Source organism: Methylobacterium sp., from assembly GCF_019745455.1.
In the GTDB taxonomy this organism is placed as follows: Bacteria; Pseudomonadota; Alphaproteobacteria; order Rhizobiales; family Beijerinckiaceae; genus Methylobacterium.
In genome coordinates this window covers 46,834-70,301 of the sequence record NZ_JAIETD010000040.1, presented here as the reverse complement: position 1 = coordinate 70,301, position 23,468 = coordinate 46,834, and the positions used below count along the sequence as shown (strand labels likewise).

The window sequence follows — 23,468 nt, the reverse complement described above, 5'->3', positions numbered from 1 at the left end:
CGCCGGCCCCGATCGGATCCGTCGGTGTCCGGCGGGTCAGAGATTCTTGAGGATCGAATCCACGACCTTCTTGGCGTCTCCGAACAGCATCATGGTGTTGTCGCGGAAGAACACCTCGTTCTCGACGCCCGCATAGCCCGAGCCCATGCCGCGCTTGATGAACAGTACGGTCTTGGCCCGCTCGACGTCCAGGATCGGCATGCCGTAGATCGGCGAGGCTTTGTCGGTCTTGGCGGCGGGGTTGGTGACGTCGTTGGCGCCGATGACGAAGGCGACGTCCGCCTGCGGGAACTCGCCGTTGATGTCCTCGAGCTCGAATACCTCGTCGTAGGGCACGTTGGCCTCGGCGAGCAGCACGTTCATGTGGCCAGGCATACGGCCGGCCACAGGGTGGATGGCGTATTTGACGTCGACGCCCTCCTTCTTGAGCAGGTCCGCCATCTCGCGCAGCGAATGCTGGGCCTGGGCCACCGCCATGCCGTAGCCCGGCACGATGATGACGCGCTCGGCGTTCTTCATGATGTAGGCGGCATCGTCCGCCGAACCCTGCTTCACCGGCCGGGTCTCGACGGCCCCGCCGACTCCCGCAGCGGCGCTATCGCCGCCGAAGCCGCCGAGTATGACGGAGATGAACGACCGGTTCATCGCCTTGCACATGATGTAGGACAGAATCGCACCAGACGAGCCGACGAGCGCTCCGGTGATGATCAGGGCAAGGTTGCCCAGGGTGAAGCCGATTCCGGCCGCCGCCCAACCGGAGTACGAGTTCAGCATCGACACCACGACGGGCATGTCTGCGCCGCCGATCGGGATGATCAGGAGCCCGCCGAGGACGAAGGACAGGATCACGATCAGCCAGAAGAGCAGCTTGCTCTCCGTACCGATGAAGACGGCGATGAGGCCGACGAGGGCGATGCCAAGAGCGATGTTGATGGCATGGCGCTGCGGCAGGATGATCGGCTTCCCCGACATCCGTCCTGATAGCTTGGCGAAGGCGATGACCGAGCCTGTGAAGGTGATTGCGCCGATCGCGACGCCGAGCGCCATCTCGAACAGCGATTCCTTATGGATATGGCCGTTCTCGAGGATGCCGACGGCCTGCGGCGCGTAGAGAGTCCCCGCCGCGCCTGCCACCGCCGCGAGACCGACGAGCGAGTGGAAGGCTGCCACGAGCTCGGGCATCGCGGTCATCGGCACGCGCTTGGCGATCACCGCGCCGGCTCCGCCGCCGATGGCGAGGCCGAGGAGCACGATGACCCATGCGCCGAGGCCCGACGGCGGATGCCCGACAAGCGTCGTAAGCACGGCGAGGCCCATACCGACCATGCCGTAGAGGTTACCCTGTCGCGACGTCGTGGGGTGCGAGAGCCCCCTCAGCGCCATGATGAACAGGACGCCGGCGACGATGTAGAGAAGGGATGAGACGTTCTGGGACATCGTCTCAGGCCTTCTTCTTGTACATGGCGAGCATGCGCTGGGTGACGAGGAAGCCGCCGAAGATGTTCACGCTGGCAAAGACGATGCCGAGGAACCCGAAGAAGCGGGCCCAGCCCGTGCCGTTCTCGATGAACGGCACGCCGGCAGCGAGGATGGCGCCGACGATGATCACCGAGGAGATCGCGTTGGTCACCGACATCAGCGGCGTATGCAGCGCTGGGGTCACCGACCACACGACGTAGTAGCCGACGGCGATCGCCAGCACGAAGATCGCGAGCTGGAAAACCGTCGGATCGACGGCGCCGTGTGTGATAGCCGAGAGCCCGTGGCCGAGGCCGTCGGCGATGCTCTGCGCCTGATCGGCGTTCTGGCGCGCGATGTCGGCCGCGGTGCGGGCGGCGGCGGCGGCGGCGCGCGCCTGCTCGGCCGCCAGTTCGGGGGGAAGCGTGGCCATCTAGGGTCCTCCGGCGGGATCAGGCTTTGGGCTGGAAGGCGGCGTGCACCACCTGGCCGTCGCGGGTCAGGTTCGTGGCCTTGACGAGCTCGTCGTCCCATTTGATGGCCAGGGTCTTGGCTTCCTTGTCGACCAGCGTTTCGACGAAGGCGTAGAGATTGCGCGCGTAGAGGCTCGAGGCGGTGGCGGCGAGGCGTCCAGGCACGTTGAGGTGGCCGACGATCTTGGCGCCGTTCGCCGTTGTCACGATCTCGCCCGCCTTGGCACCCTCGACGTTGCCGCCGCGCTCAACCGCGAGGTCGATGAGAACCGAGCCGGGCTTCATCGAGGCGACCATCGCCTCGGAAATCAACTTCGGGGCAGGGCGCCCCGGGATCAAAGCCGTCGTGATGACGATGTCCTGCTTGGCAATGTGGGTGGCGACGAGCTCGGCCTGCTTCTTCTGGTACTCGGCCGACATCTCCTTGGCGTAGCCGCCAGAGGTTTCCGCCTGTTTGAATTCCTCGTCCTCGACGGCGACGAACTTCGCCCCGAGAGACTCGACCTGCTCCTTGGTCGCGGGGCGAACGTCGGTTGCGGTGACGACCGCACCCATGCGACGGGCCGTTGCGATCGCCTGGAGTCCGGCAACGCCGACGCCCATCACGAAGACGCGGGCGGCCGGTACCGTGCCGGCGGCGGTCATCATCATCGGCATGGCGCGACCATATTCGGCGGCGCCGTCCACCACCGCGCGATAGCCGGCTAGGTTGGCCTGGCTCGAGAGCACGTCCATCACCTGGGCGCGGGTGATGCGCGGCATCAGTTCCATGGAGAAGGTCGCGAGGCCCGCATCGGCCATCGCCTTCAAGGCCTGCTCGTTGCCGTAGGGGTCCATGATCGCCACGACGGTCGTGCCGCTCTTGAGGTGATGGAGCTCGTCCTCGGCCGGACGACGCACCTTCAGCACGAGGTCGGCACCGTCAGCAGCGTCCCGAGCAGAGCCCGCGATCGTGGCGCCCGCCGCCTCGTACTCGGCATCGGGAACACCAGCCTTCGAGCCGGCCCCGGCCTGAACCACGACGTCGGCGCCCAGGGCCTTGAACTTCTTGACCGTCTCGGGGACCGCCGCGACCCGCGGCTCGGCGGGATCCGTCTCGGACAGGACAGCGACGCGCATTCGACGATTCCCCCTGGGATTGGGCTTTTCTTGGAAGCCGCGAAGCGGCCCTTGGACGGTCAGGCGAAGGCGAGATAGAGGAAGAGGAAGATGCCGACGACCAAGGGTCCCTTCCAGCCGATGGCCGGCAGGAGTGCGCCAGCGGCCCCGGCGGCGCCCGACAGGAAGACGCCGAAGATTGCCAGAAGCCAGGCTTCACGAATGCCGCCGACGGCGAGGGCGAGCACCCAACACAGCACCACACCGGTGCCGATTTCTACGAAACGGACGAAGCCACGGTAGGTCTGTTCGTGGGTTTTATCGTCCATCGCCGGGCTGTAGCTCAAGCCGGGCGTGGTCTTCGTGTCGGCCATCGTGCGGTCGTCCCCATGACGTCATCTTGCTTGGTTCCAAGGGGATCTAGCGCAAGCTTCGGCGGCCCGCAATCGAGTTGCGAGCGGACGGATTCCTTATCGCTCGTTTCGCGGGGGACGGGCGGGCGGCCCCGCCCGCGATCAGACCGGCGGGGGCAACCCCGCGACCGCGAGGGCATCGCCCTGTCGCGCGGCCAGTTCGTCGAGGCTGAAGCGGTCGATCTCCGCTTCGAAGAGACGGTGATAGTTCAGCTCCGAACGCAGGTGCAGGAAAACGGCCCCGAGGCCCACCGCCGCACGGTCCATGAACACGAATTCCTGAGGGACGGTGACGGGGCCGCGTTCCTTGAGCGCCTGATGGACCTCGAAAGCCTGCCGCCTTCCATACTCGCCGGGCTTGACCCCGTCCGCCACGGTGCGGGTGCGATCCTCCAGGAGCGGGCCGTAAATGAAGCGGGCCCAGATGTTGAGGATGTCGATGAGCTCGCGATTGAGGTTCTTGAAGCCCCAAGTTTCGTAGGCGTGGACGATGCGGGCCTGATCCCCGGTGAGGAGCCCGCGATAGAGGTCGACCACGCCGCCGACGAAGCGCGGGTGGAAGATGCGCACGCATCCGTAATCGAGGAGGTTGATGCCCATCGGATCACCACCCTCCGAGAAGACGGTGTAGTTGCCGAGATGGGGGTCACCGTGGATGACAGCGGCCCGGCTGAAGGGGTGCCACCACGCCTTGAACATCGATTGGGCCAGATGATTCCGGACCTCGAGGGGCGCATCGGCGAAACTCAGGATCTTCTCCCCTTCGAGCCAGCCGAGGGTGAGCAGACGCTTCGTCGAGAGATCCTTGTGAATGGCGGGCACGCGCACGGCGTCGATATCGCGAAGGACGTTGCCGTACAGCACCGCGTGCTTGGCCTCGCGCTCGTAGTCGAGTTCCTCGCGCACCCTGGCGCCGATCTCCTTGGCGATCTCTCGGGTGTCGAGCCAGGAACTCAGGCGGCGGTGGAGCGCGAAAGCGACCTCCAATTGCTTGAGGTCGGCCTCGACGGCCGACTGCATGTCCGGGTACTGGAGCTTGCAGGCGAAGGGCGTCCCATCAAGGCCGACGGCCTTGTGCACCTGGCCGAGGGAGGCCGCCGCGGCCGGCTTCAGGTCGAAGCTCGAAAAGCGCGACGGCCAGTCGGGACCGAGCTCGGCCATCATCCGGCGCTTGACGAAGGCCGCGCCCATGGGAGGCGCGTCGGCCTGGAGCTTCTGCAGCTCGCTGGCGTATTCCGGAGGTAGCAGGTCCGGCACGGTGGCAAGGAGCTGAGCCACCTTCATGATCGGCCCCTTAAGACCGCCGAGGGCCTGCGCCAGGGCCGCCGCGTTGGTCGGCGCCTCACCGCCCTTGCCCCCGAAGAGCTTGGCACCGGCCATGCGCGCCGCCACGCCGCCGACATTGGCGCCGACGCGGGCGTAGCGGCTCGCGCGTGCGGAGAAGCGATTGGCTTCGCTGTCGTAGTCGGCCATCGGGAGGGTTCCGGGTCTGAGTGGATGACTCAGAGATAAGCACCGGCCACTGCGATGCCAGGGCAATGAGGCCGCGGGTCGCGGGCGTCAGGCCGCCGGGCAGTTGTCCCGGATCCAGCGGGTGGGGCCGCCCTCGTCGACATCGCCGGCGGCGAGCCCCCGGATCATCACGACGGCTTCGGCTTCGTCGGCGACGAAGTCGATGCCGTTGAGGCCGAGGAAGGTGATGAGTGCCAGCAGAGCCGCACGCTTGTTCCCGTCGATGAAGGGATGATTCTTCGCAATCCCGAAGGCATAGGCCGCGGCCAGCTCGGCGAGGTCAACGTCGCCATAAACTGCCCTATTCATCGGGCGCCCGAGCGCGGATTCGAGTGCGCCCTCATCGCGAAGGCCTGTCGGCCCTCCAAAGAGCTTGAGCTGACGGGCATGGATACCCTGGACGAGATCGCTCGTCAGCCAGACGAACTCGCTCACTTCGCGAGTTCAGAGAGGGCGTTGCGATAGGTCTTCATCGCCTTCTCGGCGATCTCCATGCCCCTCTCGAATGTAGGATCGAGAGGCGAGAGCCGCACCGAGCCATCGGCGTTCTCCGTCACCGAGACCCAATCGCCTTGGGCGAGGTTGAGCTTGGAGAGCAGTTCTCTAGGCAGGATGAGCCCAGTGGAATTGCCGATCTTCTTCACTTCGAGCTTCATGATGGGCACCTCTCGTTATACGTGACGTACAACGAGAAGCTTGCGCCACCTAGAGCCCTCAGCTCTCCATCGCCTCCAACTCCACGATCATGCCCTCGATCATGTTGAGCCCGATCTGCCAGAAGGCCGGGTCGCGGGCGTCGAGGCCGAAGGGCTCGAGGAGTTCGCCGTAGGGCTTGGCGCCGCCGGCCGAGAGGAGGGCGAAGTAGCGCTCGACGAAGCCGGGCTCGGCCTTGGCGTAGACGCCGTAGAGGGAGTTCACGAGGCAATCGCCGAAGGCATAGGCGTAGACGTAGAACGGGGAGTGGATGAAGTGCGGGATGTAGGCCCAGAACGGCTCGTAGCTCGGGTCGAGGGCGATGGCCGGTCCGAGGCTCTCCGCCTGCACCGAGATCCAGAGCGCATTGATCTGGTCGGCGGTGAGCTCGCCGTCCGCACGTGCAAGGTGGACCTTGCGTTCGAAGGAGTAGAACGCGATCTGGCGCACCACCGTGTTGATCATGTCCTCGACCTTTGCGGCCAACATGGCGCGCCGCTGGGACGGGTCGGTGATGCCGGCGAGCAGGCGGCGGAAGGTCAGCATCTCGCCGAACACGCTCGCGGTCTCGGCGAGGGTGAGGGGGGTCGGGGCCATGAGGGCGCCGTTCGGCGCCGCCAGCACTTGGTGGACGCCGTGCCCGAGTTCGTGCGCCAGGGTCATCACGTCCCGTGGCTTGCCCTGGTAGTTCACCAGCACATAGGGGTGGGCCGACGGCACGGTGGGATGGGCGAAGGCACCCGGCGCCTTGCCGGGCCGGGTCGGGGCGTCGATCCAGCGCCGGTCGAAGAAAGTCCGGGCGATGTCGGCCATCCGCGGCGAGAACGCGCCGTAGGCATCGAGCACGGTATCGCGCGCCTCCGCCCAGGAGATCGTGCGTTGCTCGACCCGCGGCAACGGCGCGTTGCGGTCCCAGTACGGCATCGCCTCGATACCGAACCAGCGCGCCTTCAGCCGGTAATAGCGGTGCGACAGGCGCGGATAGGCCGCCTGCACGGCCTCGACCATGGCTGAGACCACCTCGGGTTCGACCCGGTTGGCGAGGTGGCGCGAATCCGCGACGTCCTTGAACCCGCGCCAGCGGTCGGCGATCTCCTTGTCCTTGGCGAGCGTGTTGGTGATCAGCGTGAAGGTGCGGAGATTTGCGCGGAACACCTCGCTCAGCGCGCCGGCCGCAGCCTTGCGGACCTCGCCGTCGGAATCCTGCAGCTTGTTGAGGGTCGGCTCGAGGGTGAGCTGTTCGCCCTGCACGGGGAAACGCAGGCTCGCGATGGTGCCGTCGAACAGCCGGTTCCAGGCGGCCCGGCCGGTGACCGACTTCTCCAGAAACAGCTTCTCGGTACGATCGTCGAGCTGGAACGGCTTCTCCCGGCGCAGGTCCTCGATCCAGGGACGATAATGACTCAGCGGCTCCCTGGTGAGCGCCCGGTCCATCAGCGCGTCGTCGACCCGGTTGAGTTCGAGGGTGAAAAACAGGAGATCGCCGGAGGCCGTGGTGAGCCGCTCCTGGGTGTCGCCGTAGAACTTCTCGCGGCGCTCGTCGGTGGTGTCACCGGAATAGACGAGCCCGGCGAAGGACATGAGCCTCCCAAGTCTATCCTCGATGCCCTCGTAGGCCGCGACTGCGGCGCCGAGTTCCACCGAAGCCTGCTGGGACTCCGCCAATGCCGCCACGCGTCCGGCATAGCGTTGCGAGAACTCTCGGCACTCGGCCTCGGCCCGGGCGAGGTCGGCCGTGAAATCCTCCGAATCGATACCCGAGTAGAGATCGGACAGATCCCATTCGGGCAGGGCGCCGAGGCCGACGGCGAGGGCCGCCGCACGTGCCTGGTTCGCACCCTCGGGAGACCGCGTCGGGATCGACGCCGTGGTGTTCGCGACGAAACGGCTCGACATGCTGTGCAGGATCCTCGTGCGGCAGGTGCTCACCGCTTCGTGTCGGCGGTGCTGCGCCGCTCACGCTGATATCGAACGCCAGGCCTCCGGGATCAACCGAGCGCACCCATGACCGTTGCCGGGTCAAGCAGTCGCAGGGTCCCCATCGGCGTAGCGACGCCAATAAGTGCAATCGTCGTTAAGCGCAGCTTTACGGTCTTGGCGCACGGTACGCCTCGAAACGAAACAGCGGCTGGCGGTTGCAGGGAGTCACCTTCGACTCCCTTGACCCATGCGGCATGGCGGATCCGAGGTTCCACCGTATGTCGACAACAATCCTCATCGTCGACGACGATCCGGTGCAGCGGCGTCTCGCAGAAGCCATGGTCCGCCGCCTCGGCTTCGATGCCCGCATTGCCGAGAACGGCGAGCAGGCGGTCGAAGCCCTGCGTGCCGGCGATTCGATCGACGTGGTGCTCCTCGATCTCGTCATGCCGGGTGGCCTCGATGGCCTCGGCGTGATGGCGGAACTGCGCAAGGCCGGCATCGACACGCCGGTGATCGTGCAGACCGCCAACGGCTCCATCGACGCGGTGGTCACCGCCATGCGAGCAGGCGCTGTCGATTTCGTGGTGAAACCGGCGGGCGCCGAGCGGCTCCAGGTCTCGATCAAGAACGCGCTCAAGGTCGATCAGCTCGAAGAGGAAGTGCGGCGCATGCGCCGGCGCGCCTCCGGCTCCCTGAGCTTCAAGGATCTCGCCTCGAAGAGCCCGGACATGGACCGGGTCACGCGCCTCGCAGAGCGCGCAGCGAAATCCAACATCCCCGTCCTCATCGAGGGCGAGTCGGGCGTCGGCAAGGAGGTCCTCGCCCGTGCGATCCAGGGATCGGGCGACCGGCGCGGCAAACCCTTCGTCACCGTCAATTGCGGCGCGATCCCCGACAACCTCGTCGAATCGACCCTTTTCGGCCACGAGAAGGGCGCCTTCACCGGTGCCACCGAGCGCCACACCGGCAAGTTCGTCGAGGCCTCGGGAGGCACGCTCTTCCTCGACGAGATCGGCGAGTTGCCGCTCGATGCGCAGGTGAAGCTCCTGCGCGCGCTGCAGGAGGGGGAGGTCGATCCGGTCGGCGGCAAGCGCAGCGTCCGGGTCGACATCCGCCTGATCTCGGCGACGAACCGGTCCCTCCTCGACCTCGTGAAGCAGGGCCGGTTCCGCGAGGACCTCTATTACCGCCTCAACGTCTTCCCGATGACCCTCCCGCCCCTGCGGGCCCGTCGCGAGGACATCCCGGACCTCGTGCGCTCGTTCTGCGCCCGCTTCGCCGCGGAGGAGGGCAAGCGCGTCCGCGCCGTGACCCCCGAGGCGATGGCGCTGCTGACCCGCTACGGCTGGCCGGGGAATGTCCGCCAATTGGAGAACGCCCTCTTTCGCGCCGTGGTGCTCGCCGACAGCGACGAACTCACCATCGCCGAGTTCCCGCAGATCGCGGCCCAGGTCGACGGCTTCGACGTGCGCATTCCGGCCGCACCGAGCCAGCCGATGGTTCATGCCGGCATGCCGGACCCGGTCCGTGAGATCGTCCGCGTCGAGGTGCGCGATCCGCATGCGATGTCGCTCGTCCTCGACGAGACCGGCGAGATGAAGACGATGGACGTCGTCGAGAGCGAGGTGATCCGCTTCGCGTTGCAATTCTACCGCGGTCGGATGTCAGAGGTGTCGCGCCGGCTCGGCATCGGGCGCTCGACCCTGTATCGAAAGCTCAAGGACCTCGGTCTCGACGCGGACGACAAGATCGACGACGCCGCTGCCTGAGGGCGGGAAGACTTATGACGACGCGGGTGTCGGAACCGAAAAGCGGTTGAGGCGCGTGCACTTACGCACGGCCCTGCGCGGACGGACTTGCGCGAGGCCGCGCTTGGGACAATGGTTTCCGGCAAACCTGGACCGGGATGAACCCGCCTCCGAGGAGATGACGATCATGGGCGCTTGCATGGGCGGTTCAAAAGGCGCGTCGCGCACCGCCTCCATCGCCCTGGCCATGGCCCTGGCGACGTCCGTCGCGCAGACGGCCTTGATCGCGCCCTCGGCTTACGCGCAGACGAGCGCCCCGTCAGTCGAGGCTCCCGCCGTTCCCTCGCAAGAGTCAGCCGCGCAGGCCACCTCGCCCGCGGAGGGGGCAGTGAAAGCCGTTACTCCCGTGACGTCCGAAGCCGCCGCACCGACACCCGTGGCGCCGGCCGATCCGCTCGGCACCGCATTGGCGGCGCGCCTCGCGGATCCGGCGCCGTTGCTCTCGCGGCTGACGACGAAGGACCGCGAGGCGATGCAGGCTTTCTACGCCCTCGGGGCGTTCAAGCCTGTCTGGATCGTGGACGGTGCCTTCACACCTGCGGCGAAGGCCGCGATGGCACAGCTCGCCCTTGCTGCCGAGGACGGCCTCGATCCGCTCGCCTATCCGGCTCCGGTGCTCGGCACCGCGAAACTCTCGGATGCCGAGGTGGCAAATGCCGACCTCAGGCTCTCGGCGGCGGTGGTCCTCTACGCCCGCGACGCCCGCGGGGGCCGCATCAACCTCGCCAACCTTTCCAAGCTCATCACCCCGACCCTCGACTTGCCCGCACCCGACGCCGTCCTCGGCCGGCTCGCCTCGGCCGGGCCGGAGGCCGGCACCCTGTTGCAGCGCTTCAACCCCGACCAGCCGGGGTACCGCGCCCTCAAGGCCCGCCTCGCCACGATGCGCGGCCGTGCCCAGCCGATTTCGGGAACGATCCTCAGGCTCCCGGCCGGGCCGGTGCTCAAGCTCGGCATGCGCGATGCGCGGGTGCCGCTGATCCGGGCGCATTTCGATCTCGAGAGCCGCACAGCGGGCACGCTGGATTCGGGCCCAGGCGAGCCCGATGCCTACGATGCCGCCGTGGCTGACGCAGTGGCGGGATTCCAGAAGCGGCGCGGCCTGCCCGCCACGGGCACGCTCACGCTTCAGACGGTGGCGGCCCTTGCCCAGGCCGACGGCGCTTCGCGGGGCAATGCAGACGAGGCCGCGCTCCTCGTCAACATGGAGCGCTGGCGCTGGCTGCCGTCCGATCTCGGGCCGGATTACGTGATGGTCAACATCCCCGAGTTCAGGCTGCGGGTGGTGCGCGAAGGGCGGCCGCGCGACGAGGCGCGGGTCATCGTCGGCAAGACGGAATCGCCGACGCCGATCTTCTCCGGCGCGATGGAATACGCGGTGGTCAACCCGTCCTGGAACGTGCCGCCCTCGATCATGAAGAACGAGTTCCTGCCCGCTCTCGCCCGCGACCCGAACTACGCGGCGCGCAAGGGCTACGAGGTCGTCTACCGGAACGGTAATGTCTCGGTGCGCCAGCCGCCGGGCGAGCGCAACGCGCTCGGCTTCATCAAGTTCATGTTCCCGAACAACCACGCGGTCTACCTGCACGACACACCGAACCGCTCGCTGTTCTCCGCCTCCCACCGGGCGATGAGCCATGGCTGCGTGCGCGTCGACGACCCGTTCCGCTTCGCCGACGCGGTTCTCCCCGAGGAATGGTCGAGCGAGCGGCTGAAGAAGATGATCGGCAAGGGCGAGCGCACGGTCCGGCTGACGCAGAAGCTGCCCGTCCACCTCGCCTACTTCACCGCTTACGTGGATGATGGCGGGGTCTATCGCAGCCTGCCCGATCTCTACGGCTACGATCCCCGGATGAAGGCGGCGCTGGGCCTCGGTTCGTCGGGTCCTGCGATGGTCAACGTCTCGCCCGAGCCGCAGCGCAAGCCCGTGCAGATGGTCCGCCCGGCCGAGCCGGCACCGACCCGCCGCTCGGCGAGCACGTCGGCGAGCACTGCTGCGCGCGCCAACGCCGACAGGCCGCCCGCGGATTTCGGGGAACCCGGCTTGTGGACGCCCGCGCCGAACCGCCCGCGCACGTGGTGGTGAGGAAAGACCTCAATCGTCTCCTGTCCCACTCCAAGACCTCATCCTGAGGCGGCGCAGCGCAGCTGTGCCCTCGAAGGAGGGCTCCAGGGACCGCATCGCTGCTGGAGGGCTCCGAGGCCGCTGACACGGCACCCCGGATCAAGTCCGGGGCAAGCTCTCAGGATGAGGTCGCGGGCGGGATACTCGAGCTGAAGCGTTCGACCGCCTATTGCCGCTGAAGCTTCTCCTGCATCGCCTTGTCCTCGGCGCGGCCGTAATTGATGAAGAACGCGCTCGCGTCGACCGTGCGGCCCTTCTGCAGGTTCGAGAGCTGCACGGTGGTCTGGTAGCCCTGCGGGTCGGTGATCCGCCACTGGCTCAGGGTCTTCATCTCCGCGTCGAAGAAGAGTTGGATCTTGGAGGTGCCGCCCAAGGTCGCGCGGTCCTCCATGACGATGCGTACGCCGCCCGGATCGGTGCCGACATCGGTCACCGTCAGGTCGCGGCCTAGGTCGATCTTCTCGCGGAGCAGGAATTTCAGCGGCGTCTGCGAGATGAAGTAGAGGTCCTGCGTCCCGAGCTTGCGGTCGCGGACCGCCACCGAGGTGCCATCGGCGACGACTTCGAGCGGGGAGGGCTGGTCGTAGTCGAAGCGCAGCCGGCCGGGCTTCGACAGGGTGAGCTTCCCGCCGATCCGGCGACCGTCAGCGCCGATCTGGATGAAGCTGCCGGTGAGCGTGGTGATGCCGTTGAAATAGGCGTTGGCCTGGGCGAGCAGGGTCGCCGGGTCGGTCTCGCCCGCCGGACTGGCGGCGCCGGCCTTGGGGGGCGCGTCAGTCGGCTTGGCGGCGCTCTTGGCGGCAGCAGGCTTCTCGGGCGTCGTGGCCGGCCTGGCATCCTTCTGAGGCTTTACGGCCGGGGCAGGTGGCTTCTTCGGAGCGGCCGGCGCGGTGGTCGCGGGCGCCTCGGGCGCGGGCGCGGGCTGTTCCTGGCGCCCGAGAAGGCCGTCGATGAAGGCGCCGAGCTGGGCCTCTGCCGGCTTTGACGGGAGGAGGGCGGCCAGGACGAGGAGCGAGCCGGCGGCGAGGGAAGGGCGTCGGCCGGTCATCGTGCGGCGTGCTCCTGAAATGAAGGGCGGGATCCCGCTTAGAACCCCGCCCTGTGGCGATTATGGGACGTGGCGAGCCGAGGCCTCGATCAGTCGTCGTCGTCCATCATGTGGCCATGCATCATTCCGGCGGCGCTCTCCATCAGGATCTCGCGCTTTCCGGCATGGTTCGCCGGCCCGACGATGCCCTCGATCTCCATCCGCTCCATCAGCGAGGCGGCGCGGTTGTAGCCGATCTGAAGGCGGCGCTGGATGTAGCTCGTCGAGGCCTTTCGGTCGCGCATCACGACCTGCACCGCCTGGTCGTAGAGCTCGGCGCCCGGATCGATGCCGCCGCTGCCCGCATAGGCGCCCGCGTCGAAGATCGGGGCATCGACGTCTTCCGCTTCCGAAGCCGCGGCCTTGTCGGCCTTGGCGCCCTTGGCAGGCTTCTCATCGCCCGAGCCGTCATCGGCGGTGACGGCATCGAGGTAGGAAGGCCGGCCCTGGCGCTTGAGATGCGCCACCACGCTCTCGACCTCCGAGTCCGAGCAGAACGGCCCGTGCACGCGCGTGGTGCGCCCGCCGCCGGCCATGAACAGCATGTCGCCTTGACCCAGGAGCTGCTCGGCGCCCATCTCCCCTAAGATCGTGCGCGAGTCGATCTTGCTCGTGACCTGGAAGGAGATCCGGGTCGGGAAGTTCGCCTTGATCGTGCCGGTGATCACGTCGACGCTCGGGCGCTGGGTCGCCATGATCAGGTGGATGCCGGCCGCTCTCGCCATCTGAGCGAGGCGCTGGATCGCCCCTTCGATGTCCTTGCCGGCCACCATCATCAGGTCGGCCATCTCGTCGACCACGATCACGATGTAGGGCAGGGCCGAAAGATCCATCTCCTCGGTCTCGAAGACCGGCTGGCCGGTCTCGCGGTTGAAGCCGGTATGGATCTCGCGGGTGATGACCTCGCCCTTCGCGCGGGCTTCCGCCATCCGGGCGTTGTAGCCGTCGATGTTCCTGACGGCGATCTTGGACATCTTCTTGTAGCGCTCCTCCATCTCGCGCACGGCCCACTTCAAGGCGATGACCGCCTTCTTCGGGTCGATGACGACGGGGGAGAGCAGGTGCGGAATGCCGTCATAGACCGACAGCTCCAGCATCTTGGGGTCGACCATGATCAGGCGGCACTCCTCCGGCTTCAGCCGGTAGAGGAGAGACAGGATCATGGTGTTGATGGCCACCGACTTGCCCGAGCCGGTGGTGCCGGCGACCAGCAGGTGGGGCATCTTGGCCAAGTCGGCGATGATCGGCTCGCCGCCGATGTTCTTGCCGAGGCACAGAGCGAGCTTGTGCTTGCTGACCCCGAAATCCTCCGAAGCGAGGAGCTCGCGCAGGTACACGGTCTCGCGCTTCTCGTTCGGCAACTCGATGCCGATGACGTTTCGGCCAGGCACGACGGCGACGCGGGCGGAGACCGCCGACATCGACCGCGCGATGTCGTCCGAGAGGCCGATCACGCGGCTCGACTTCGTCCCCGGCGCCGGCTCGAGTTCGTAGAGGGTGACGACGGGGCCCGGCCGCACCGCGAGGATGTCGCCGCGAACGCCGAAATCCTGGACCGTCTGCTGCAGGTTGAGCGCGTTCTGCTCCAGCACGTCGGCATCGACCTCCTCGGTCCCGGTGGCCGGCGGTTCGGCCAGGAGCTCGAGGGCGGGCAGCTCGTAATCGGCATTCTCCACCACCGACATCGGCACATGCCGGCCTGCGGGAATGAGGGTCTGCCGCGGCTCGGGCAGGATCGCGCGCGGCGCCTGGAGAGGGGCAGGCTCCGGCACCACCTCCGCCACCGGCTCGACGAGGGCGAGAACCGGCTGAGCCGGCACTTCAGGCTCTTGCGGCACGACCACGACAGGCTTCGGGTTGCGCAGCAGCACGGGCCGCGGCGCAATCGCGGTCGGGACGAAGGCCGGCAACTCTGGCGAAGCCGCCTCGTCCGGCAGCACATCCATTGGCGGCGGCACCGCGAACGGGATCACCTGCGCCACCGGCAGCTCGACGGGGACGAGGACGGGTTCGGCAGCATGGGAGGGGGTCTGGTCCTGCGGAGTCCCGGCGGAGCGGATGGCGGCGCGGGCCGCCATCGCCGAGAGACCAGCCCGACGGATATCACGTGGAGCGGGCAAGACGGCGCCCAAGGCGTTGTCCTGACCGTCGGCCGGGCGGGGAACCGCCGCGGGCGCGAAGCACACGAGCCGGTCGAGGCCGTAGGCCGGTGGGGCGGCGGTCACCATCGCGGGAACGATCGTCGCAACCTCTGCCGGGATTGGCAACGGCTCTGAGGGGAGAGCGGGAGGCGCCTCGGCCTGGATCGCCGACCAGGCGTCCAGGGCGGCGCTGTCGCGGCCGTCGAACCAGGAGCACATGTCCGACCAGTCGGGAACGTCCGACCAGTCGCCGGCGACGATCTCCGCCTCCGCCCCCCGAGGCAGCGCAGCCTTGGGTAGGGGCGCCGGCTTGCGATCCGGGCTCCGGAAGAAGCGCACGCCGGGGGGGACGACGAAGGGCTGGCGCCACAGCGGCAGCGGCGGTTCCGGCGGCAGGGCAGCGGCCTGGACCGCACGCTCGGCTTCCGCGGCGATTACGGCCTCAGCCCGAGCGGCGGCCAGCGCCTCGGCCTCGGCCTCGGCGGCACGCTCGGCATCGCGCACGCGCTGCCGGCGCTCCTGCAGAACCGGATCGGGAGTACGCGTATAGCGCACGGCCTGCGGGGGCGCCTGCACGGACGGCAGTGTCGGAGTCTCGACCTCGCCATCGGCGATGACTGCGGCAGGACGGCGCGGCGAGCGGATCAGCACGCGTGGGCCCGACGCGTCCTCGTCAATGCGGCTTTCACCGAAGCGCGGCTGCGGCGCCAGCATGTCCAGGGTCGCGCGATCGTCGAAGACCTCCATCGGCCAGGCCTGGGCCTGCCTCGGGCTCATCTCCGCGGGCTCGCGCCCGAGCATTGATGCGGGAGGCACCATCCAGGAGGGGGCGGGGCGCGGGCCGGCAGCGCCGTAGCCCGCCCGTGGTGGTGGTCCGGCAAGACGGCGGGCGAGGCTCGCCCTTAACGTCATCAATCGGTTCGCCAGGGCGCCGAGCGAGAGACCCGGGCGATCGACGCCGCGTCCGGGCCGGGAGGGGTCACGAAGGGAATAGGGAGGCCGTCCCGATGCACGCATGATTGCCGGTTATACTCAGACCTGTCCGCGCCCCCGATGGCGCGGTTCACGCTGAGTTAGGCCTATCGTCGTTAACAGACGCTTGTGCGAACCCCTCTCGCATCGCCGATCGACGCGACTGTCGCCGATGCCGCTTCCACGCAGCACCAAGGCCGCGCGCCAAGCTATTGGATGCGCATGATCTTCCTGGGACCTCCGATTCCCCTTCCCTGCATCATGGTCTAGGGTCCGCCCATCGTCGTCGAGGAGGCCGCATCCTTGGAACAGCCCTCTCCCGCGCAGAGCTTCCGGTCGCTCTATCGTCAGGGCTTCGCCCGGATCGCCGCCTGCACGGGGCGCAGCGAGCCGGCAGATCCGCGCCGCAACGTCGAGGCCCATCTCGGCCTGGCGCAACGCTGCCACGAGGCCGGCGCGGCGGTCGCGGTGTTTCCCGAGCTCGGCATTTCGGCCTATGCCATCGAGGACCTGTTCCTGCAGGCGACGCTTCTCGATGCCGTCGAGACGGCGATCCTGAGCCTGGTCGACGCCTCGTCGGAACTGACGCCGGTTCTCGTCGTCGGCGCCCCCCTGCGCTGGGGCTCGCGGCTCTACAATTGCGCCCTCGCCATCCATCGCGGCAGGATTCTCGGCGTCGTGCCCAAGAGCTACCTGCCGAATTACCGCGAGTTCTACGAGAAGCGCCACTTCGCCTCCGGCGCCGGCATCACGGAACAGATCATCACCGTCGGCGGGATCGAGGTGCCGTTCGGCACCAATCTTCTGTTCGCGGCCGCGGACCTGCCCGGCCTCGTCCTGGCGATCGAGATCTGCGAGGACCTCTGGGTGCCTTCGAGCCCCGGCACGGGAGCGGCCCTCGCGGGGGCGACACTCATCGTCAACCCGTCGGGCAGCCCGATCACCGTGGGCCGGGCGGAATCGCGAGCCATGCTGACGCGTGCGGCCTCGATGCGCTGCCTCTGCGCCTATGCGTATGCGGCGGCGGGATCGGGCGAATCCACTACCGATCTGTCCTGGGACGGGCAGACCAGCATCGACGAGCTCGGCGTGCGCCTCGCCGAGGGCGAGCGATTTCCGGTCGATCCGGTCGTGACGCTGGCCGATATCGACCTCGACCTCATCGCCCAGGAGCGGCTCCAGATGGGCAGCTTCGAGGACAATGCCCGCGCCGAGCCGCGATCCTGGCGGAGGATCGCCTTCCGCCTCGATCCGCCGACCGTCGACCTCGGCCTGATGCGGCAGATCGAGCGATTTCCCTTCGTGCCGGCCGACCGGACCCGCCTCGCCCAGGATTGCTACGAGGCCTACAACATCCAGGTCGCGGGGCTTGCCCGGCGGCTCGAAAGCATCGGCCTGTCGAAGGTGGTGATCGGCGTCTCGGGCGGTCTCGACTCCACACACGCGCTCATCGTGGTGGCGCGGGCCTTCGACCGGCTCGGACTGCCTCGCAGCGGCATCCTCGCCTACACGCTGCCGGGCTTCGCCACCTCGGATGCCACCAAGGCCAACGCACACGCCCTGATGGCGGCGCTGGGCGTCAGCGCCCAGGAGATCGACATCCGCCCGGCGGCCCGGCAGATGCTCGCCGACATGGGCCACCCGTTCGGTCGCGGAGAGCCCGTCTACGACGTCACCTTCGAGAACGTGCAGGCGGGCCTGCGCACCGACTACCTGTTCCGCCTCGCCAACCAGAACGGTGCCATCGTCATCGGCACCGGCGACCTTTCGGAGCTGGCACTCGGCTGGTGTACCTACGGCGTCGGCGACCAGATGAGCCATTACGGCGTCAATGCCGGCGTCCCCAAAACCCTGATCCAGCATCTCATCCGCTGGGTGATCGCCGAGGGGCTGTTCTCGGTCGAGGCAGGGATCATCCTGCAGGCGATCCTCGACACCGAGATCTCGCCCGAACTCGTGCCCGTGGAAGAAGGCGCGACGCCCCAGAGCACGGAGAGCGCCATCGGCCCCTACGCGCTTCAGGACTTCAACCTCTACTATACGCTGCGCCACGGGTTCCGACCCTCGAAGATCGCTTTCCTGGCGCTCCATGCGTGGGGAGACGCGGCGAGCGGCGAGTGGCCGCCGGACATGTCCCCCGACAAGCGTCGGGCCTACGCCCTGCCCGAGATCCGGGCCTGGCTCGGCGTGTTCCTGAAGCGGTTCTTCGGCTTCAGCCAGTTCAAGCGATCCGCGCTTCCCAATGGGCCGAAGGTCTCGGCCGGCGGCTCCCTTTCCCCACGCGGCGACTGGCGCGCGCCCTCGGACGGAAACGCCCGCGCTTGGCTCGAAGAGCTCGACCTTAACGTCCCCGAAACCTGACGATCATGATACGGTCCCATTGAGCAGCGATTCGACGACGCGAGGGTGGCCGAGCGGAGAGGACGCGATGCGGAGCTACAATGTCTTCTGCCTGAAGAGTGCGCGCGGCCTGTGCTGCGCGGTCCCAGAGACCTCGGCGGTGCCGCGCTTTCTGAGCGGCGAGCGCTGGACCTTCGACGGCAAGCTCGATACCGGAAATCAGGTTCCGACAGGCTTCGACGAGGTCGCGGCTCTGGCAGGAGTTAGATTCAACGGCTTCTATCTGTTCCAGACGCCGGACTCGCGCTTTTGCTGAAGGACTTAAGCCTTAATCGCTATTCCGATCCAACTTTTCTTAATGTGAATTGTGCAAGTGTCTCATCAGGTCACGACGGAGCCGGAGACCGACGCCATGTCGGAGCATCGCAGGGAATTGCGCCAGAGGACGTTCCTCAAGGGCCGCATCATCTTCAATAACGGCGCTTCGAGCATGGACTGTCTCGTTCGGGACATGTCCGCGTCGGGGGCACGCCTGGCTTTGAGCCAATCGGCGATCCTGCCTGATAGCTTCGATCTGTTGATCCCGGCCAAGGAGAAGACCTATCGGTCGAGCCTCTGCTGGCGGCGCAGCGACGGCGTCGGCATCGTGTTCGCCGACGAGTCGGCCGGCGCGGTCCAGCGGAGTTTCAACGCTGTGCCGGCGCCCACGGCGACGGCATCGGTACTGCCCGAGCCTGCACCCGCGAAGGATGATTCCGTCACCATCTTACAGCTTCAGCGGCGGGTCAGCGAACTCGAGGCCGAGAACACCGCCCTTCGGCAGACGCTGTCGGAACTGCTCAAGGTCCAGAACGCGAGCGCGACCTAGCGTCGACCTGGAAGGGCTGTGCGTCTGGAGAACATCCAACCCGCGGTCCCTCGATCCGCGCCTCACGGCGACGTCCCGGTCCGAAGATCAGCGACGCTGCACCGCGCGCCTAGCCGGAAATCATCCCGCCTCCAACACCTTCCGAATTCGCGCCGCATGCTCGGCAAGCTGAATAGGCTCTGCCATGCGGCCGGTATGGCCGGTCAGCGCCACCCCCGTATGGCGGGGCAGGATGTGGACGTGAAGGTGGAACACCGTCTGCCCGCCCGCCGGCTCGTTATACTGGAGAATCGTCAGGCCGTCGGCCCTGAAGGCGGTCTTCACCGCCCTTGCAACGCGCTGGACCGTCGCCATGGTTGAGGCGAGCGAGGCAGACTCGGCATCGAGGAGCCCACGGGCGGGGGCTTTGGGGATGACCAGGGTGTGTCCCTCGGCCTGGGGCATCACGTCCATGAAGGCGAGGGTGTCGGCATCCTCAAAGACGCGGTGAGCCGGGATCTCGCCGCGCAGGATTTTGGCGAAGACGTTATCGGGATCGTAGGCAGTGGTCATGTGGCGGCTCCGGCATGCTCCAGGGCCGGCACGATGCACAGGCGGCCCCGCCGCGTCCACTCCGGCTCGGATCTGACGAACAATGGCCGCTCGCCATGCGTTCGCGTCGGGACGGACGAGGAGACGACCACCCGCATGGCCCATGAGAGCAACGCCGCGATCTACACCGCGGCCGGCGCCAACCTCGCCATCGCCGCCGCGAAATTCTTCGGCGCCATTTTCACCGGAAGCTCGGCGATGCTGGCGGAGGGAGTCCATTCCCTCGTCGACACCGCCAACCAGATCCTGCTGCTGGTGGGCCTCAAGCGCGCCAAGCGCCGGGCGGATGCGCGTCACCCCTACGGCTACGGCCGCGAAATCTATTTCTACGCCTTCATCGTCGCGCTGTTCATCTTCCTCGGCGGCGGCGCCTTCGCGATCTACGAGGGCATTCACAAGATCCACTATCCGGAAGCCCCGGCGGATGCGGTGATCGGTGGCCGCACGGTCCCGGGCATCTGGGTCAACCTCGCGATCCTCGGCTTCGCGCTGGCGGCGGAGAGCTATTCCTGCCTCGTCGCCATGAGGGCGTTCTGGGCCGAGAAGGGCGGCCGCTCTCCCATCACCGCGATCCGCCGCAGCAAGGACCCGGCCCTGTTCACGGTGCTCGTCGAGGATGTCGCCGCGCTTCTGGGCCTCATCGTCGCCTTTGCCGGCGTGGTCCTGGCCCATGTCCTCGATGCGCCGGCCCTGGACGGCTGGGCCTCCATCGGGATCGGCCTCATCCTGGTGGGCATGGCGGCCTTCCTGATGATCGAGACGCACGGCCTTCTCGTCGGCGAGGCGGCCGATCCCGAGCTCGTCTCCGACATCCACGCCGCCATGCATGCCGAGCCCGGGGTCTGCGCCGTCAACGCCGTGCTGACGCAGCATCTCGGGCCGGCCGATATCCTGGTGAATGTCAGCCTCGACATGGACGACAGCCTGCGGGCGGACGAGATCGAGGCCATGGTCTCGCGTCTGGAGACCGGGCTGAAGCAGCGCCATCCCACCGTGACGCGGATCTTCATCGAGGTGCAGTCCCGCCAGCAGGCCCTGGCTATGCCCGCCTGACGAGCCTCAGGGCCCCGGCTCGGCCAGGGCCTTCGCGATCTCGCCTTCGAGGTCGGCCGGCTTGGTCTGGGGCGGGTAGCGGCCGATGACGCGGCCGTCCCGCCCCACGAGGAACTTGGTGAAGTTCCACTTGATGCCGGCAGTGCCGAGCAAGCCCTTCTTCTCGCTCTTCAGATAGCCGAAGACCGGGTCCGTCTCAGGCCCGTTGACCGCGACCTTCGCCATCAGGGGAAAGCTGACATCGTAGGTGAGGCTGCAGAATCGCGAGATCTCCTCGGAATCGCCCGGCTCCTGCGCGCCGAACTGGTTGCAGGGAAAGCCGAGCACCACGAGCCCATCAGCGCGATGGCGCCGCCACAAGGCCTCCAGCCCCTCGTATTGCGGCGTGAACCCGCATTTCGAGGCGGTGTTGACGATGAGCAGAACCTTTCCGCGATGCTGGGCCAGCGGATAGGGCGCGCCGTCGGCGCTCCTCGGCGCGAGGTCGTAGAGAGATGTCACGCGATCGAGGCTCCGGTGCGGCGCTCGACGAGGCTGGCGAGGTAGGCGCTGCCGAGTGGAATGATGCGGTCGTCGAAATCATAGGCCGCATTGTGCAGGTTCGGCCCGGTATCCATGCCGATCCAGGCATAGGCGCCGGGTACCGCCGCGATCATGTCGGCGAAATCCTCGCTGCCCATATGGGGGCGGGCGGAATCGTCGACCGACTCCGCGCCGAACAGCTCGCGGGCGATCTCCGCGGCCGCCGCGGTCTGGGCCGGGCTGTTGACCAGCACCGAGAACACGTCGCGGATCTCGACCTCGATGGTCGCGCCATAGGCGGATGCGAGGCCTGCGGCGAGTTCGCGGATGCGGGCCGAAATCAGTCGGCGCAGCTCCGGATCGAAGGTCCGAATGGTGCCGGCGAGATGCGCCTCCTCGGGAATGACGTTGTAGGCGGCTCCTGCATGGATCTGCGTGATCGAAAGGACCGCGCTCTCGAGCGGGTTGGCATTGCGCGAGACGATCGACTGCATCGCCTGGGCGAGGGCCGTGGCGACGAGGATCGGGTCGATCCCGCGATGGGGCTGGGCGCCGTGAGCGCCGCGGCCGATGACGCGGATGTCGAAGAAATCGGCTGCCGCCATCGCCGGGCCCTGGCGCATATGCATGCGACCGCGCGGAACGTTGGGAGCGTTGTGAAGGCCGTAGACCTCGTCGCAGGGGAACCGCTCGAACAACCCGTCGGCGATCATCGCCCGGGCGCCGCCCAAGCCCTCCTCGGCCGGCTGGAAGATGAAGAGCGCGGTCCCGTCGAAATCGCGGGTCTCGGCGAGGTAGCGCGCGGCGCCGACCAGCATGGTGGTGTGGCCGTCATGACCGCAGGCATGCATCTTTCCGGGGATCGTCGAGCGATAGGGAAGGTTGGTCGCCTCCTCGATCGGCAGCGCGTCCATGTCGGCCCGCAGCCCGATGCGGCGGCCATTGGCGGAGCGCCCCTCCAGCACGCCGACGAGCCCGGTGCCGCCGATGCCGCGATGCACCGCGATCCCGAACCGCTCCAACTGCTCCGCCACGACGCCCGAGGTGCGCACCTCCTCGAAGCCGAGTTCGGGATGGGCGTGGAGATCGCGCCTCAGGGCGGTGAGTTCCGCGGCATAGGTGCCGATGCGGTCGATCGTGTTCATTCGCTCTCCTCGCTGGACGATCCAAGCGCCTCGCCGCGGCGGAACGGCGTCAGGGTGTCGAGGGCGCCGGCCACCTCGACGATGTGCGCGCGCTCGCGCGCCAAATAATCCGCCACCGCACGGCGCAGGCCCGGATCGGCGATATCATGAGCCGAGTGCATGATCACCGGGCGATAGCCGCGGGCGAGCTTGTGCTCGCCCTGAGCGCCGGCCTCGACCCGCCTCAACCCGCGCGCGATCGCGAAATCGATGGCCTGATAGTAGCAGACCTCGAAATGCAGGAAGGGATGATCCTCCGAGCAGCCCCAGTTGCGGCCGTAGAGGGCGGCATCGCCGATGAAGTTGATCGCGCCGGCGATGTAGCGGCCCTCGCGTTTCGCCATGACCAGCAGGACGCGCTCCGGCATCCGCTCGCCGATGAGCGCGAAGAACCGCCGGTTGAGGTAGGGCCTGCCCCATTTGCGGGCGCCGGTATCGACGTAGAAGCCGTAGAACGCGTCCCAGACCTCCTCGGTGAGGTCGGCGCCGGTGAGGTGTTCGATGGTGATGCCGTTGGTCAGCGCGTCGCGGCGCTCGCGCCGGATCGCCTTTCGCTTGCGGGATGCCAAAGCCCCGAGGAAATCCTCGAAACCGGCGTAGCCGGCATTGTCCCAGTGGAATTGCTGGTCGACCCTCTGCAGGAAGCCCAGAGCGCCGGCGGCGGCCCATTCGCGCTCCTGCATGAAGGTGACGTGGATCGAGGAGGCCTCCGTCTCCTGCCTGAGGGCGCGAAGTCCGGCGACGAGGGCGGAGGTCGCCAGCTCGACATCCTGCCCCGGCGCGATCAGGAAGCGCGGGCCCGTCACCGGCGTGAACGGCACGCTGACCTGGAGCTTCGGATAATAGCTGCCGCCGGCCCGTTCGTAGGCGTCGGCCCAGCCGTGATCGAACACGTACTCGCCCTGGCTGTGGGACTTCAGGTAGCAGGGCGCCACGCCGACGAGCTTCCCCTCGCACTCGACACGGACATGCAGCGGCATCCAGCCGGAGCGGCGGGAGACGCACCCTGAATCCTCCAATGCGGAGAGAAACGCATGGGACAGGAAGGGGTTGTGGGTCTCGTCGCCGGCTGCCAGAGTCTCGGGCGAGGTGGCGCAGGCATCCCAATCCGCGGCTGGGATCTGGGCGAGGCCCGTCAGCGGCCGCACCTGCAACTCTGGCGCGGCCCTGGCCGCATCGCCCGGTTTCTCCATGGCCAGCAATCTAA

Annotated in this window: 20 protein-coding genes; 6 read left to right on the top strand and 14 right to left on the bottom strand. The window is 67.6% G+C overall.

Annotation, left to right across the window (positions count from 1 at the left end; genetic code table 11):
• Positions 1–36 precede the first annotated feature (36 nt).
• From K2Y56_RS09195 to K2Y56_RS09160, 8 genes are all read right to left on the bottom strand, one after another.
• Entirely contained in the window at positions 37–1,437 is a 1,401-nt protein-coding gene (locus tag K2Y56_RS09195) for an NAD(P)(+) transhydrogenase (Re/Si-specific) subunit beta (RefSeq protein ID WP_292507073.1), read from the bottom strand.
• A gap of 4 nt (positions 1,438–1,441) precedes the next feature.
• On the bottom strand, positions 1,442–1,891 hold the full coding sequence (locus tag K2Y56_RS09190; protein ID WP_292507072.1) for a proton-translocating transhydrogenase family protein: 450 nt from the start codon (positions 1,889–1,891) through the stop codon (positions 1,442–1,444).
• 19 nt (positions 1,892–1,910) lie between these two features.
• Positions 1,911–3,050: a Re/Si-specific NAD(P)(+) transhydrogenase subunit alpha gene (locus tag K2Y56_RS09185; RefSeq protein WP_292507071.1), complete on the bottom strand. Its 1,140-nt coding sequence runs from the start codon at positions 3,048–3,050 to the stop codon at positions 1,911–1,913.
• A gap of 59 nt (positions 3,051–3,109) precedes the next feature.
• Entirely contained in the window at positions 3,110–3,403 is a 294-nt protein-coding gene (locus tag K2Y56_RS09180; RefSeq protein ID WP_292507070.1) for an aa3-type cytochrome c oxidase subunit IV, read from the bottom strand.
• Between the two features lie 141 nt (positions 3,404–3,544).
• Entirely contained in the window at positions 3,545–4,915 is a 1,371-nt protein-coding gene (locus K2Y56_RS09175) for an AarF/ABC1/UbiB kinase family protein (protein WP_292507069.1), read from the bottom strand.
• An 87-nt stretch (positions 4,916–5,002) separates the two neighbouring features.
• Positions 5,003–5,389: a type II toxin-antitoxin system death-on-curing family toxin gene (locus tag K2Y56_RS09170; RefSeq protein ID WP_292507068.1), complete on the bottom strand. Its 387-nt coding sequence runs from the start codon at positions 5,387–5,389 to the stop codon at positions 5,003–5,005.
• On the bottom strand, positions 5,386–5,610 hold the full coding sequence (locus K2Y56_RS09165; protein ID WP_292507067.1) for an AbrB/MazE/SpoVT family DNA-binding domain-containing protein: 225 nt from the start codon (positions 5,608–5,610) through the stop codon (positions 5,386–5,388). The genes K2Y56_RS09170 and K2Y56_RS09165 overlap by 4 nt, the downstream gene beginning before the upstream one ends.
• A gap of 58 nt (positions 5,611–5,668) precedes the next feature.
• Positions 5,669–7,543, bottom strand: coding sequence for a M3 family oligoendopeptidase (locus K2Y56_RS09160; RefSeq protein WP_292507066.1), 1,875 nt, complete (start codon positions 7,541–7,543; stop codon positions 5,669–5,671).
• Positions 7,544–7,845: 302 nt separating this feature from the next.
• Between K2Y56_RS09160 and K2Y56_RS09155 the strand changes: the two genes are divergently transcribed.
• Both K2Y56_RS09155 and K2Y56_RS09150 read left to right on the top strand, forming a co-directional pair.
• Complete coding sequence (locus K2Y56_RS09155; RefSeq protein WP_292507065.1) at positions 7,846–9,339, top strand: sigma-54 dependent transcriptional regulator; 1,494 nt, start codon at positions 7,846–7,848, stop codon at positions 9,337–9,339.
• 166 nt (positions 9,340–9,505) lie between these two features.
• On the top strand, positions 9,506–11,464 hold the full coding sequence (locus tag K2Y56_RS09150; protein WP_292507064.1) for a L,D-transpeptidase family protein: 1,959 nt from the start codon (positions 9,506–9,508) through the stop codon (positions 11,462–11,464).
• Positions 11,465–11,669: 205 nt separating this feature from the next.
• Here the strand turns inward: K2Y56_RS09150 and K2Y56_RS09145 are convergent, their stop codons facing one another.
• The gene (locus K2Y56_RS09145; RefSeq protein WP_292507063.1) at positions 11,670–12,551 is read right to left on the bottom strand and encodes an outer-membrane lipoprotein carrier protein LolA; all 882 of its coding nucleotides are present in this window, start codon (positions 12,549–12,551) and stop codon (positions 11,670–11,672) included.
• Between the two features lie 89 nt (positions 12,552–12,640).
• On the bottom strand, positions 12,641–15,643 hold the full coding sequence (locus K2Y56_RS09140; protein ID WP_292507062.1) for a DNA translocase FtsK: 3,003 nt from the start codon (positions 15,641–15,643) through the stop codon (positions 12,641–12,643).
• 363 nt (positions 15,644–16,006) lie between these two features.
• Here K2Y56_RS09140 and K2Y56_RS09135 point away from each other — a divergent pair, with 363 nt between their 5' ends.
• The 3 genes from K2Y56_RS09135 (at position 16,007) to K2Y56_RS09125 (ending at position 18,911) form a co-directional block, all read left to right on the top strand.
• Positions 16,007–18,064 carry an NAD(+) synthase gene (locus tag K2Y56_RS09135; protein WP_292507061.1) on the top strand — a complete coding sequence of 686 codons (2,058 nt, stop codon included), beginning with the start codon at positions 16,007–16,009 and terminating at the stop codon, positions 18,062–18,064.
• 67 nt (positions 18,065–18,131) lie between these two features.
• The gene (locus K2Y56_RS09130; RefSeq protein WP_292507060.1) at positions 18,132–18,359 is read left to right on the top strand and encodes a hypothetical protein; all 228 of its coding nucleotides are present in this window, start codon (positions 18,132–18,134) and stop codon (positions 18,357–18,359) included.
• Between the two features lie 96 nt (positions 18,360–18,455).
• Complete coding sequence (locus K2Y56_RS09125; RefSeq protein WP_292507059.1) at positions 18,456–18,911, top strand: PilZ domain-containing protein; 456 nt, start codon at positions 18,456–18,458, stop codon at positions 18,909–18,911.
• A 120-nt stretch (positions 18,912–19,031) separates the two neighbouring features.
• Here K2Y56_RS09125 and K2Y56_RS09120 read toward each other — a convergent pair whose 3' ends face one another.
• A complete protein-coding gene (locus K2Y56_RS09120) occupies positions 19,032–19,463 on the bottom strand; it encodes an HIT family protein (protein WP_292507058.1) in 432 nt (143 codons plus the stop codon).
• A gap of 135 nt (positions 19,464–19,598) precedes the next feature.
• Between K2Y56_RS09120 and K2Y56_RS09115 the strand changes: the two genes are divergently transcribed.
• Entirely contained in the window at positions 19,599–20,555 is a 957-nt protein-coding gene (locus tag K2Y56_RS09115) for a cation diffusion facilitator family transporter (protein ID WP_292507057.1), read from the top strand.
• 6 nt (positions 20,556–20,561) lie between these two features.
• Here K2Y56_RS09115 and K2Y56_RS09110 read toward each other — a convergent pair whose 3' ends face one another.
• From K2Y56_RS09110 to K2Y56_RS09100, 3 genes are read right to left on the bottom strand one after another with little or no spacing between them, the layout of a single operon-like run.
• A complete protein-coding gene (locus tag K2Y56_RS09110) occupies positions 20,562–21,056 on the bottom strand; it encodes a glutathione peroxidase (RefSeq protein ID WP_292507056.1) in 495 nt (164 codons plus the stop codon).
• Positions 21,053–22,222 carry a M20 aminoacylase family protein gene (locus K2Y56_RS09105; protein ID WP_292507055.1) on the bottom strand — a complete coding sequence of 390 codons (1,170 nt, stop codon included), beginning with the start codon at positions 22,220–22,222 and terminating at the stop codon, positions 21,053–21,055. The genes K2Y56_RS09110 and K2Y56_RS09105 overlap by 4 nt, the downstream gene beginning before the upstream one ends.
• Complete coding sequence (locus K2Y56_RS09100; RefSeq protein WP_292507054.1) at positions 22,219–23,454, bottom strand: GNAT family N-acetyltransferase; 1,236 nt, start codon at positions 23,452–23,454, stop codon at positions 22,219–22,221. Before K2Y56_RS09100 ends, K2Y56_RS09105 begins: the two co-directional genes overlap by 4 nt.
• Between the last annotated feature and the right edge of the window lie 14 nt (positions 23,455–23,468).